The organism is Nonomuraea sp. NPDC050383 (genome assembly GCF_044459125.1).
Classification (GTDB): Bacteria; Actinomycetota; Actinomycetes; order Streptosporangiales; family Streptosporangiaceae; genus Nonomuraea.
In genome coordinates, this window is sequence record NZ_JBITIP010000001.1 from 110,494 (window position 1) to 122,717 (window position 12,224).

10 protein-coding genes and 1 riboswitch are annotated in these 12,224 nt (G+C 72.0%); of the genes, 8 read left to right on the plus strand and 2 right to left on the minus strand.

From position 1 onward, the window contains the following. Positions 1–7: 7 nt before the first annotated feature. From ACIBG4_RS00525 to ACIBG4_RS00535, 3 genes are read left to right on the plus strand one after another with little or no spacing between them, the layout of a single operon-like run. Positions 8–2,146, plus strand: a complete 2,139-nt coding sequence (locus ACIBG4_RS00525) for an N-acetylneuraminate synthase family protein (protein WP_397200016.1) — start codon at positions 8–10, stop codon at positions 2,144–2,146. Positions 2,147–2,177: 31 nt separating this feature from the next. Then, positions 2,178–3,158 (plus strand): glycosyltransferase family 2 protein, encoded by a 981-nt coding sequence (locus ACIBG4_RS00530; protein ID WP_397200017.1) that lies wholly within the window; start codon positions 2,178–2,180, stop codon positions 3,156–3,158. Then, on the plus strand, positions 3,155–4,393 hold the full coding sequence (locus tag ACIBG4_RS00535; RefSeq protein ID WP_397200018.1) for an alpha-2,8-polysialyltransferase family protein: 1,239 nt from the start codon (positions 3,155–3,157) through the stop codon (positions 4,391–4,393). The genes ACIBG4_RS00530 and ACIBG4_RS00535 overlap by 4 nt, the downstream gene beginning before the upstream one ends. 90 nt (positions 4,394–4,483) lie before the next feature. Here ACIBG4_RS00535 and ACIBG4_RS00540 read toward each other — a convergent pair whose 3' ends face one another. Both ACIBG4_RS00540 and ACIBG4_RS00545 read right to left on the minus strand, forming a co-directional pair. After that, positions 4,484–5,647, minus strand: coding sequence for a DUF6716 putative glycosyltransferase (locus ACIBG4_RS00540; RefSeq protein ID WP_397200019.1), 1,164 nt, complete (start codon positions 5,645–5,647; stop codon positions 4,484–4,486). Beyond that, entirely contained in the window at positions 5,644–6,588 is a 945-nt protein-coding gene (locus tag ACIBG4_RS00545) for a hypothetical protein (protein WP_397200020.1), read from the minus strand. The genes ACIBG4_RS00540 and ACIBG4_RS00545 overlap by 4 nt, the downstream gene beginning before the upstream one ends. Before the next feature lie 122 nt (positions 6,589–6,710). Here ACIBG4_RS00545 and ACIBG4_RS00550 point away from each other — a divergent pair, with 122 nt between their 5' ends. The 5 genes from ACIBG4_RS00550 (at position 6,711) to ACIBG4_RS00570 (ending at position 12,214) form a co-directional block, all read left to right on the plus strand. Further along, a complete protein-coding gene (locus ACIBG4_RS00550; RefSeq protein ID WP_397200021.1) occupies positions 6,711–7,526 on the plus strand; it encodes an aldo/keto reductase in 816 nt (271 codons plus the stop codon). A 20-nt stretch (positions 7,527–7,546) separates the two neighbouring features. Continuing rightward, positions 7,547–8,500, plus strand: coding sequence for a Gfo/Idh/MocA family protein (locus ACIBG4_RS00555; RefSeq protein WP_397200022.1), 954 nt, complete (start codon positions 7,547–7,549; stop codon positions 8,498–8,500). A 118-nt stretch (positions 8,501–8,618) separates the two neighbouring features. Further along, positions 8,619–8,758: riboswitch (cyclic di-AMP (ydaO/yuaA leader) on the plus strand. A gap of 13 nt (positions 8,759–8,771) precedes the next feature. Next, a complete protein-coding gene (locus tag ACIBG4_RS00560) occupies positions 8,772–9,470 on the plus strand; it encodes a CHAP domain-containing protein (protein WP_397200023.1) in 699 nt (232 codons plus the stop codon). A gap of 379 nt (positions 9,471–9,849) precedes the next feature. Beyond that, on the plus strand, positions 9,850–11,178 hold the full coding sequence (locus tag ACIBG4_RS00565) for an ABC transporter substrate-binding protein (protein ID WP_397200024.1): 1,329 nt from the start codon (positions 9,850–9,852) through the stop codon (positions 11,176–11,178). Positions 11,179–11,257: 79 nt separating this feature from the next. After that, complete coding sequence (locus ACIBG4_RS00570) at positions 11,258–12,214, plus strand: carbohydrate ABC transporter permease (protein ID WP_397200025.1); 957 nt, start codon at positions 11,258–11,260, stop codon at positions 12,212–12,214. Positions 12,215–12,224: the final 10 nt, after the last annotated feature.

A 12,224-nucleotide genomic window follows, 5' to 3' on the forward strand; every position in this document is an offset into this window, starting at 1 on the left:
AGTCACGTTGCGAGTCCTGGCCGTAGTTCCCGCCCGCGGAGGTTCGGCGGGCGTCCCCCTGAAGAACCTCGCCACGGTGGGCGGGGTGCCGCTGGTGGCCCGCGCCGTGCGCGCGTGCCTGCGGGCCGAGCTGATCGACCAGGTGGTGGTCAGCACCGACCACGCCGGCATCGCCGAGACCGCCCGGCAGGCGGGGGCGCTCGTCGTCGAGCGCCCGGAGGAGCTCAGCGGCGCGACGGCCTCCAGCGAGTCGGCGGTGCTGCACGCCCTGGACGCGCTCGGTGAGGAGCCCGAGGTCGTCGTCCTCGTCCAGTGCACGAGCGCCTTCATCGACCCCGCCGACCTGTCCGCCGCCGTGCGCAGGGTCCTCGACGGCGAGGCCGACTCGGTCGTGTCCGGGCTGCCGACGCACGAGTTCCTCTGGACGGCCGCCGGTCACGGCGTCAACCACGACCCCGCGGTACGGCCCCGCCGGCAGGACCGCGAGCCGCAGTTCCGCGAGAACGGCGCCTTCTACGTCATGCGCGCCTCCGGCCTGCGCGAGCACGGTCACCGCTTCTTCGGCACCGTCGCCGTCCAGTCCGTGCCGACCCGGCACGCCATCGAGATCGACGACCCCGAGGACCTGGAGCTGGTCCGGGCGCTCGCCCCGTTCGTCGACCAGCCGGAGCCGATCGACGTCGACGCCGTCATCACCGACTTCGACGGCGTCCACACCGACGACCGCGCCTACGTCGACTCCGAGGGCCGCGAGATGGTCCTCGTCAGCCGCTCCGACGGGATGGGCGTCTCGCTGCTGCGCCGGGCCGGGGTGAAGGTGCTCGTGATGTCGACCGAGCACAACCCGGTCGTCGCCGCCCGGGCCCGCAAGCTGGGGGTGCCGGTGCTGCAGGGGCTCGCCGACAAGCGGACCGTGCTGCGCGACTGGCTGGCGATCGAGGGGCTCGACCCGGCCCGCGTCGCCTACGTCGGCAACGACGTCAACGACCTCGGCCCGATGGCGGAGGTCGGCTGGCCCGTGGCGGTGCCGGACGCGCACCCGAAGGTGCGGGCCGCCGCCCGCGTCGTCCTCACCCGCGTGGGCGGGTCGGGGGCCGTGCGCGAGCTGTGCGACCGCGTGATGGCCGCCCGTCCCGCTCCGGCCCCGGTCGCGCCGGCCACTCCGCTGGTCCCCGGCACGCCGGCGCCCGCCACGGTGCCCACCCTCGCCTCCCCCGCCTCTCCCGCCGTGAGAAGCCTCGGCGCCGCCGTCCAGGACCGGCCCAGGACCGCACCGGCGCCGGTGGCCATCGGCGACGTGCTCGTGGGCGACGGCCTGCCGGTGTACGTGATCGGTGAGATCGGCATCAACCACAACGGCGACCTCGACCTCGCCCGCCGCCTCATCGACGTCGCCGCCGACGCCGGCTGCCAGGCCGTCAAGTTCCAGAAGCGCACCCCCTCGATCTGCGTGCCCGAGGAGCAGAAGGGCCAGATCCGGCAGACGCCGTGGGGCGAGATGACGTACCTGGAGTACAAGGAGCGCACCGAGTTCGGCATCGACGAGTACCGGCAGATCGCCAAGTACTGCGACGAGCGGGGCCTGCACTGGTTCGCCTCGCCGTGGGACGTGCCCTCCGTGGAGTTCCTGGAGGAGAGGGGCGTCCTGGTGCACAAGGTCGCCTCGGCCGGCGTCGCCGACCACGAGCTGCTGCGCGCCCTGGCCGCCACGGGCAAGCCGATCATCCTGTCCACGGGCATGTCCACGCTGCCCGAGATCGACCGGGCCGTCGAGATCCTCGGCACCAGCAACCTGATCATGATGCACGCCACCTCGACGTACCCGCTGCCTCCGGAGGAGGCGAACCTGCGCACCATCACCACGCTCAAGGACCGGTACGGGGTGCCGGTCGGCTACTCCGGCCACGAGCGGGGGCTGCAGATCTCGCTGGCCGCGGTGACGCTCGGCGCGGTGTGCGTGGAGCGGCACATCACGCTCGACCGCACCATGTGGGGCTCCGACCACGCCGCCTCGCTGGAGCCGTCCGGGCTGGAGCACCTCGTGCGCGACATCCGGATCATCGAGCAGGCGCTGGGCGACGGCGTCAAGCGGGTCTTCCCCGGCGAGGAGGCCCCCAAGGCCCGCCTGCGCCGCGTCACCGCCTGACCCTGCCACTCCGTTCCTGCAAGGGAAAGACTTGATCACTCTCTCGGTCGTCGTGCCGGTGCGGGACGGCGAGCGCTTCATCGCCGACGCGCTCGCCTCCCTGCGCCGCAACGCCCGGCGCGACTTCGAGTTCATCGTGGTGGACGACGGGTCGGTGGACGCCACCGCCGACATCGTCGAGGACTTCCGCGGCGACCTGCCCGGCCTGTCACTCATCCGCAATCCCCTGCCGCTGGGGCTGGCGGACGCGCGCAACGCCGGGCTGACGGCCGCGGAGGGCCGGTACGTCACGTTCATGGACGGCGACGACTGGCTCGCCCCCGGATACCTGGAACGGCTCGTCGAGGCGATCGACGGGCTCGGCTGCGACTTCGTGCGGGCCGACCACGTCCAGGCCGAGGGCCGCAGACGGGTCGTGCACCGCGCTCCGCTGGCGCGGCGGGGCGTGGTGCTCGATCCCAGGGACGCGATCCTGCCCGCGAACGTGCGGACCATGGTCGACTACCCGTACGCGTGGGCCGGGGTCTACCGCCGCTCGCTGCGGGACCTGCTGCACTTCCCCGGCTCCCTGCACACCGCCGAGGACCGGCCGTGGATCTGGCGGCTGCACCGGGAGGCGGCCACGTTCGCGGTGGTGTCCATCGCGGGCGTCTTCTACCGGCGGCAGGTGGCGGGCTCGCTGACGCAGGTCGGCGACGAGCGGCAGCTGCACTTCTTCGACGCGTTCGACCTGGTCTTCAAGGACCTGGAGGAGGAGTTCCTGCCGAAGGCGGTGCGCAACTTCTGCGCGCTGCTCGCCCACCACCTGGAGCTGGCCGGCCGCTTCACGCCGCGGCTGCGGGCCCGCTTCGAGGAGCGCGGCGCGCAGGCCGTGCGGGCGCTGCCCACCGGCCTGGTCGTGGACGCGGTCTCCAGGATGTCCGTCCGGCGGGAGGCCGCGCTGCGGGCCCTCCTGCCGGACCTGCCCCCCAGCCCCCTCGTCCGGCTCCGCCGGGATCGGGAGGATTCATGACGACGGTCTGCTACGCCTCGACGCTGTTCGGTGCCATGTCGCTGGCGGCCGCGATCGACGACGGCCGGTTCGGCGACGGGCGCCGGGTGCTCATCGTCTCCACGAACGCGGCGATCCCGGAGATCGCCGTGCCGCTCGACCGGGCGCCCGGCTTCGCCGCGCTGCGCTCCCGCTTCGACGAGATCCACTCCTGGAACGACCTCATCGCGCCGCTGCACCCGTCGGACTGGAAGGCCCGGGTCATCGAGGTGCCGATGATGGAGCGGCTGATCCGCGCGCAGCTGGGCCTCGGCGAGGTGGACGAGCTGGTGCTGGAGTCGATCGCGGTGCCGCCGGCGCGGACCATCGCCGGGCTGGTGCGCGACTGCCCGATCACCGTCTACTCCGACGGGCTGATGAGCTACGGCCCGACCCGCGACCCGCTGCCCGCCGAGATCTTCCGGCGGATCACCCGCCTGCTCCACCTCGACCTGGTGCCGGGGCTGGAGCCGCTGCTGCTGAGCGAGTACGGGGTGCCGGCGGAGGTGCTGCCGGACACGGCGTTCCTGTCGGTCGTGCGCGAGGTGACGGCGACCGCGCCCGACATGCTCGACGCGCGGGCGATGATCCTCGGCCAGTACCTGTCCGCGCTCGACATCGTCACGCCCGAGGAGGAGGCGGCGCTGCACGAGAGCATGCTGCGCGCGCTGGCCGCCCGGGGGCACGAGACGGTCGTGTTCAAGCCGCACCCGTCGGCGGGCCGGGCGCACGCCCGCCTGCTGCGCCCCGCCGCCGAGCGGCTGGGGGTGCGGCTGGTGGTGGCGGACGAGAGCACCCCGGCGGAGGCGTGCTTCGCGGCGCTGCGGCCGGAGCTCGTGGTGGGATGCTTCTCGACTGGGCTGATCACGGCCCAGCGGTACTTCAGCCTGCCGGTCGCCTCCTACGGGACGGAGCTGGTGCTGGACCGGCTGAGCCCGTACGAGAACAGCAACCGGATCCCCGTTACCCTGGTCGACGCGCTGCTGCCCCGGCTGTCGGCGGACGGCTCGGTGCAGGCGCCGCCCGCCCTGGACCTGCCGGCGCTGGTGCGCGCGGTGGGTTACTGCATGCAGGCGGAGGCGTACCCGGAGCTGCGGCCGTCGGCGACGGTGTTCGACCCGCGCTACTTCAAGCGCAAGCGGCTGGAGACGCTCGGCCTGACCGGCCGCCCCACGGCCCTGGCCCGCCTGCGGCGCAAGCTCACGCCCGCCCGCTGACGCACATGCCCGCCCGGTGACGCACGCGCCCGCCGTCCGCTGACGCGACGACGTGCCTCCACCGCCGTCCGCTGACGCAACGGCGTGGGCCTACCGCCGTCCGCTGATGTAGCGGCGGACGCGGCGCCGGGCGCGGTAGCCGTAGCGCAGCACGGTCGGCGGCACCTCCAGCCGGAGCCGGGCGCGGCGGCGGGCGGCGGCGTGCTCCGGCCCGTCCAGCAGCGACCGGGCCGGCGTCTCCCGGCCGGCCGCCTGCGCGGCCAGCAGGCCCGTCCAGTCGTCCAGCCCCGCCGGGTGGAAGTAGTTGGCCGCGCACCACTCGGGGTCGGCGGCCCGGAAGTCGCCCTCCGCGAGCTGGTCCAGCGTCCCGAGCAGCCCGCTCCCCTCGAACACCAGGTTGATCATCTCGGCGCTCACCCCGAAGTCGGAGAGCACCAGCGACGGCACCCCCTGGGCGACCGCCTCCAGCGCGGCCGTCGAGCTGACCGTGACGAACCCGGCCGCCCGCTCCAGGTGCTCGTGCATGGGCCCGGCCGCGAAGGACAGCCGCCCTGGCTCGCCCATCTCGCGCCAGAGCCGCTGGTAGTGGTGGCGCTCGCGGTGCGTCTGCCGCTCGCCCTCCAGGGCGCGCAGCTTCACCACCACGTCCAGGTCGGGCCGCCGCTCGGCCAGCCGCGCCAGCGCGGCCAGCACCTGCTCCCGCTCCGCCCGCTCCCGCGGCACCTTGGCCTGGGTGGCGAACACCACCCGGTTCCCGCCGCCCCCGGCGCGGCCGGGACGCAGGAACGGCAGCCGGGCCAGCCCGATCGCCCCTCCCCCGCCGAGCCGCGCCGCGATCTCCCCGAACTCGGCCACCTCGCGCCGGCTGTGCAGCACGAACAGGTCGCAGCCGCTGCGGAAGAGCCACGCCTTCTCGGTGGCGGGCACGGAGATGCCGGGCAGCCCGGTCGCGAACACGGGCCGGGGCCGCAGCCCGCTCAGCACCTCGGCGACCAGCACGTCCACGACCGGGCCGGTGCAGGCGACGAGGATCACGTCCGGCCGGCTGCGCTCCGCCTCGCGCCGCAGGGCGCGGGCCGACAGCACGGGGGGCGCGGGCCGCCCGTGCACCGCCGCCGCGATCTGCTCCGGCGAGGGCGCGATCGGCGTACGCACCACCACGAGGTCCGTCTCGCAGCCGGCCGGCAGGTCGCCGAGCAGGCAGGCCGCCCACTTCAGGTACGAGTCGGAGTCGGCGACCGCCAGCACTCTCACCCGGTCACTCCTGTCAGATGCGATCGCAGGGCGGGGGCCGCCCCGCTGGTCCACCAGTCGTCCGGCACGGCCACCGGCTCCACCGTGACTCCGCGCGGGCCGAGCAGGACCCGCAGCGAGGCGATGGCGGTCGAGGGAAGGCTGAGCACCCGCTGCCCGGCGTCGAGGCCGCGCAGCGTCAGCTCGGCCGGCGCGCCGCCGTCGTGCACGGTGATGCCGGGCCGTTCCCGGATGAGCGCCACGTCCGCGGGGTCCTCGCGGCGGTGCGGGTAGTAGGCGAGCGGCTCCTCGCCGGCCAGGTCGGTGAGCCAGCGCAGGTAGCGGTCGCGGCGCACCAGGCCGTTGCGCACCAGGGACGTGCCGAGCACCACGGTGCGCTCGGCCGGTCCGGGCTCGGTGGGCGGCTGGGAGCGCAGCCAGGCGAAGTCATGGCGGACGAGGTCGAACCCGGCGTCGCGGACCGACTGTTCGAGCTCCTCGGTGACCGGCAGGGCGGTGAAGACGGTCACCCGGCCGGCGCGCAGCCTGAGCGCGGCGGCCAGCCCCAGCACGGCGCGCAGCCGTCCCGGGTGGGCGCGGGCCCGCAGCAGCGGACGGTACGGACCCGCCGCCAGCAGCTCCAGCAGCCGGAGCGTGGCCAGGCCGTCGTCCACGACGACCAGCCGGCCGGGGCGGGAGGTGAGCCAGCGCAGCTGCACCTTGCCGGAGAAGGCGTCGCCGGCGGCGTTCATCCGGCGCGGCAGCTTCTCGGACGGCTCGGCCATCTCCAGGCCCTCGGGCAGCGACAGGCGGCGCAGCTCGCGGCGGGTGGCCTTCAGCGCGCGCTGCCCGGCGCGGGGCACGACGGCGGTGGCGGGGCCGAGCAGGCCGGCGTGGTGCGCCTCGACGGCGCAGAGCATCTGGAGGGGTGACTCCACCCAGGCCGACGCCCGCTCCGCCACCCCTGCTCTCCCCACTCCGGGCTGATGCCGGCTTCGCTCCGGGTCGCCTGCGACCGCACGACGCGCTCACCGTAATCCGGCCCCCTGACGGCGCGGGGAACGCCGCGTGAACAATGGAGGCCATGAACTCGCTCCATCTCACCAGTGACGGCGTCTCGATCCCCCAGCTCGGGTTCGGCGTCTGGCAAGTACCCGCCGACGAGGCCGAGCGGGCCGTGACGACCGCTCTGGAGGCCGGTTACCGGCACGTCGACACCGCCAGGATCTACGGAAACGAGGAGGGCGTGGGCCGGGCGGTGCGCGCCTCCGGTCTGCCGCGCGAGGAGGTGTTCGTCACCACGAAGCTGTGGAACGACGACCACCACCGCGCCGAGCGGGCCCTGGACGAGAGCCTGGCGCGGCTCGGCCTGGACCACGTCGACCTCTATCTCATCCACTGGCCCGCGCCGAAGCAGGACGCCTACGTGGGCGCCTGGCGGGCGCTGGAGAAGGCGCACCGCGACGGGCGGGCCCGGGCCATCGGTGTGTCCAACTTCACGGTGGAGGCGCTCACCCGGCTCATGGACGAGACCGGGATCACGCCGTCGATCAACCAGATCGAGCTGCACCCGTGGCTCCAGCAGCACGAGCTGCGGGCCTTCCACGAGGCCAACGGCATCCTCACCGAGGCGTGGAGCCCGCTCGGCCAGGGCCGGGGCCTGCTGGAGGAGCCGGCGTTCCAGACGCTGGCCGCCAAGCACGGGCGCACCCCGGCGCAGGTCGTGCTGCGCTGGCACATCCAGCTCGGCAACGTGACGATCCCCAAGTCGGTCACGCCGTCCCGCATCCGGGAGAACATCGACGTGTTCGACTTCGTCCTGGACGACGAGGACCTGGCGGCTATCGGGGCACTCAACGCCAATCGCCGCCTTGGGCCCGATCCCGCCACATTTGGGTAAAAAAGCTATGATCCCTCGCCATGAGGGATCTCGCATGGGGCATCGCGGCGACAGGCGGCATCGCACGGACCGTGGGCGCGGTCATCGCCGCGGAGACCGGCATGCGGGTGGCGGCCGTCGGCTCGCGTGACCTGGGCCGCGCCGCCGCGCTGGCCGCGGAGCTCGGCGCCGAGTCGGCGTACGGCTCCTACGCGGAGCTGTGCGCCGACCCGGCCGTCGACGCCGTGTACGTGGCCACGCCCCACGCCCAGCACCTGGCGGTGGCCGAGGCGGCCATCGCGGCGGGCAAGGCCGTGCTGTGCGAGAAGCCGCTGGCCGCCTCGCTCGCCGACGCCGAGCGCATGGTGCGCCTGGCCCGCGAGGCCGGGGTCTTCCTGATGGAAGCGATGTGGATGCGGTTCAACCCGCTCATCCGGCGGGTGGCCGCCGACCCGCGCTTCGGCGAGATCCGCTCGGTGCAGGCCAGTTTTGGCTTCGCTTTGCCGTTCGACCCGGCCCACCGGCTGTGGGCTCCGGAGCTGGGCGGCGGGGCCCTGCTGGACCTGGGGATCTACCCGTTCGGGCTGGCCCAGCTGCTGCTCGGGGCGCCGTCGGAGGTGCGGATGACGGGCTGCCTGGCGCCGTCCGGCGTGGACGCGGAGGCGGGCGGCGTGCTCGTCTACCCCGGCGGGAGGCGGGCGCTGGTGGAGGCCTCGCTGCTCGCCTCGTTCCCCAACAGCGCCTACGTGGTGGGCTCGGGGATGCGGGCCGAGATCCAGGCGCCGTTCTGGGCCCCGAACCGCGTCGTGCTCAGCGGAGCGTCGATGGCGACGGAGGTGCACGACCTCGACCCGGTCGACAACGGATACGCGGGGGAGCTGCGCGAGGTACGGGACGCCCTGGCCGAAGGACGGACCGAAAGCGAGATCATGCCACTGGACGAAAGCCTTGCCATGATGGGGCTTCTGGAGGAGGCACGATCTCAGCTCTCCTAGCTGGGCATTTATCCACTTGTAATCCTCTTGCCGGATGTATTACCTTAAATCCTGTTCGTCGGCTTACGTCCGGTTTGCCCGTTCGTTGCCGGCCCATCGCACAGATCATCACAGGACCCCCCTGTGACCGCTGAATCCGCCTGAGCGCGGAACCGGGGACCCACTTCTCTTGGGGTGAATCGGCACTCCCCTGTGCCGTAGGGCAGCTTCCACGCCCGAACCCGTCAGCTAACCCGGTAAGCGGCATGGAAGCAAGGAGCATCCCTTCTCGATGGCCAAGCACCGTCTCATCCGTGCCCTCACGCCCGGAACGATCCGCGCCACCCTCGGCGCGACCATCATCGCCTCGGCCGCCTTCGGCGCCGTCGCGCCGGCCAACGCGGACACCCCCGAGCACGTGGGGCCGGCCTCCAACTCGTCCGTCAGCCAGACCGTCAACAACCAGGCCGCGTCCGGCTCCCAGTACGGCCGGGTCAACGTGACCGCGCAGAAGGTCCTCGACGTGGCCCGCGCCCAGGTCGGCACCTCCGAGAACGCCTACGGCGGCGGCACCAAGTTCCAGCAGTGGTACGCGAAGTCGCAGCGCGCGCTGGAGACCGTCAAGCGTGACGGCGGCTCGCCGCAGTCCTACCTCAACGCCGCGTGGTGCTCGATGTTCGTCTCCTGGGTCGGCGAGCAGACCGGCGCCCGCCCGCAGGTCGGCTGGGACGCCTACACCGTGGCCCACGCCCGCTGGTTCGCCCAGAACCACCGCTGGGGCAGCACGGCCAAGCCCGGCGCCGTCGTCTTCTTCTCCTGGAGCGGCAGCAAGGACCTGGACGACATCAACCACGTCGGGTTCGTCGTCAAGGACAACGGCAACGGCACGATCTCCACGATCGAGGGCAACACCGGCAACGGCCGCGTCGAGCAGCGCGTCCGGCCGACCTCCCAGGTCGTCGGCTACGGCTACCCGAACTACGCCGGCTGACCCGGTCCCCCGACCACTCCCCCACCTCTCCCCAGAGGGAGCGAGCGCGCGCCTTCCCCCGGCGCGCGCTCGCTCGCGTTCCGGGAGGACTCCCCCGTACGCCTGACCGTCCCGCCCGGTCCCACAGCGGGTTGTCCGTTCGTGTGGCGTTAACGGGACGGATGGTATGGGAGCGCTCCCAGCGACCTTTTCGAGCTGTTTAGGCCCCCAAATCCGCTTTCACAGCGACAAATACGGCCCGAGGTAACGGTTGCGTTTCGGGCCGTTGACGACCCCCACGCCATGAGGGCACTCTTTGTGGGAGCGCTCCCAAGACCTTCCCATCGCGGCCTCATCGCCGCGATGCACCTCCCACATTCACCACCCAGAGGGGTTCCGAATGAAGAACCACAAGCGCTTGGTCATGACCGGAGCCGCGATGACGGCCCTGCTGGCCATCGCGGCGTGCAGCAGCGGCGGTGGCGGCACCCCGGCGGGCTCGCAGAGCAGCGCGGCGGCCGAGCCGGTCACGATCAACGTGCACACCTTCGGCGGCGGCGAGAACTTCGGCTACGACGAGGCCGTCAAGAAGTGGAACGCCGAGCACCCGAACATCCAGATCAAGTACACGAACCTCACCGACCGGTTCGAGGACGTGTACCTGCCGCAGCTGCTCCAGCGTCTCCAGGCGGGGGCAGGCGCCGGAGACGTCGTCGGCATCGACGAGGGCGCGATGGGCCTCATGGCGGCCCGTCCGCAGTTCTTCACCGACCTCGGCCAGTACGGCCTGGACAGCCGCAAGGCGGACTTCCCGGCGGCCAAGTGGGAAGCGGGTGTCAACGCGGACGGCAAGCTGTTCGCGCTGGGCACGGACATGGGCGGCATGACCATGTGCTACCGCAAGGACCTGTTCAAGAAGGCGGGCCTGCCCACCGACCGCGAGGAGGTCGGCAAGCTCTGGCCGGACTGGAACGCGTTCCTGGAGACCGGCAAGAAGTTCGAGGCCGCCAAGACGGGCGCGAAGTTCATGGACGGCCCCAACACGATCTACAACGTGATCCTCTTCCAGGAGGCGCCGAAGAACGGCAACGTCTCCTACTTCGACAAGAGCAACAAGCTCGTCATCGAGTCCAACCCGGCCGTCAAGACCTCCTTCGACTGGGTGACCACCTTCAGCAAGGCGGGCATGACCGCCAAGCTGCAGGCGTGGAGCCCGGCGTGGGACAAGGCCATCAAGGGTGGCGGCTTCGCCACCATGGGCTGCCCGTCGTGGATGCTCGGCGTGATCGAGGGCAAGGCCGGCGAGTCCAACAAGGGCAACTGGGACGTCGCGGCGGTGCCGGGCGGCACGGGCAACTGGGGCGGCTCCTGGCTCGCGGTGCCCAAGCAGACCAAGCACCCCAAGGAAGCCGCCGAGGTCGTGAACTACCTCACCGGCAAGGAGGGCCACATCGCGGCCTTCAAGGAGGCCGGCGCGTTCCCGAGCTCGCTGCCCGCGCAGCAGGACCCGGAGGTGGCGGGCCTGAAGAACGCCTACTTCAACGACGCGCCGACCGGCCAGATCTTCAGCGAGTCGGTGAAGAACCTCCAGCCGGTGTTCTTCGGTGAGAAGCACGCCCAGGTGAAGACCGCGGTCGAGAAGGTCATCGAGGGCATGGACCAGGGCGCGATCAAGTACGACGAGGCCTGGTCGAAGTTCGTCGAGGCGGGTGTGAAGGCGGCGGGCTGACCCCCGTCCCCCAGGACCGGGTGGCGCCCCTTCCCCTCTGCGGGCGCCACCCCTCCCCGCCCCGGCTCGAAAGGCTTCCATGACTATCCAACTCGCGCCGCCGCCTTCCCGGCGGGCGCCGGGCAGGCGGTCGGCCCCCTCCCGGCGGATGGCCCGCTTCGACCTCAAGGGCACGCCGTATGTGCTGGTGTCGCCCTACTACCTGCTGTTCGCCGTCTTCGGCATCTTCCCCCTCGGCTACACGCTCTGGGTCTCGCTGCACGACTGGGAGCTGGCCGGCGACACCGAGTTCAACGGCCTGGCCAACTACGGCGAGCTGATCACCGACGCCGCCTTCTGGAACGCCGTCGTCAACACGCTCGGCATGTTCGTGCTGGCCACCGTGCCGCAGCTCGTGCTGGCGCTGCTGCTGGCCAACGCCCTCAACAAGAGGCTGCGCGGCCGGCTGCTGCTGCGCCTCGGCGTGCTGCTGCCGCTCATCACCTCGGTGGTCGCCGTGGCCGTGATCTTCAGCCAGCTCTACAGCCGCGACTACGGGGTCTTCAACTGGATCCTGTCCTGGTTCGGCGTCGAACCGATCATCTGGCAGAACCAGAAGTGGTCCTCCTGGATCGCGATCGCCACGATGGTCGACTGGCGCTGGACGGGCTACAACGCGATCATCCTGCTGGCCGCGATGCAGACGATCCCGCGCGACCTGTACGAGGCCGCCTCCATCGACGGGGCGTCGGCCCGCACGCAGTTCTGGCGGATCACGGTGCCGATGCTGCGGCCGACGATGGTGTTCGTCGTGTTCATCTCGACGATCGGCGGGCTGACGCTGTTCACCGAGCCGGTCATGTTCGAGGGTAACCCGATGATGACGGGCGGCACCACCGGCCAGTACCAGACGGTGGCCATGTTCATCGTCAAGTCCGCCTTCCGCGACTTCGAGATGGGCTACGCCTCGGCGGCGGCCTGGCTGCTGTTCGTGCTGATCCTGCTCGGGACGATGGTCAACTACTGGTTCACCCGGCGCATCGGAGGAGGCAAGTGAACAACCGCCT

Excerpts from the sequence above, each read along its gene's own strand:
- ACIBG4_RS00555 (WP_397200022.1), top strand. The coding sequence starts at position 7,547 with ATGAGGGATCTCGCATGGGGCATCGCGGCGACAGGCGGCATCGCACGG.
- ACIBG4_RS00565 (WP_397200024.1), top strand. The coding sequence starts at position 9,850 with ATGAAGAACCACAAGCGCTTGGTCATGACCGGAGCCGCGATGACGGCC.
- ACIBG4_RS00550 (WP_397200021.1), top strand. The coding sequence starts at position 6,711 with ATGAACTCGCTCCATCTCACCAGTGACGGCGTCTCGATCCCCCAGCTC.
- ACIBG4_RS00570 (WP_397200025.1), top strand. The coding sequence starts at position 11,258 with ATGACTATCCAACTCGCGCCGCCGCCTTCCCGGCGGGCGCCGGGCAGG.
- ACIBG4_RS00560 (WP_397200023.1), top strand. The coding sequence starts at position 8,772 with ATGGCCAAGCACCGTCTCATCCGTGCCCTCACGCCCGGAACGATCCGC.
- ACIBG4_RS00535 (WP_397200018.1), top strand. The coding sequence starts at position 3,155 with ATGACGACGGTCTGCTACGCCTCGACGCTGTTCGGTGCCATGTCGCTG.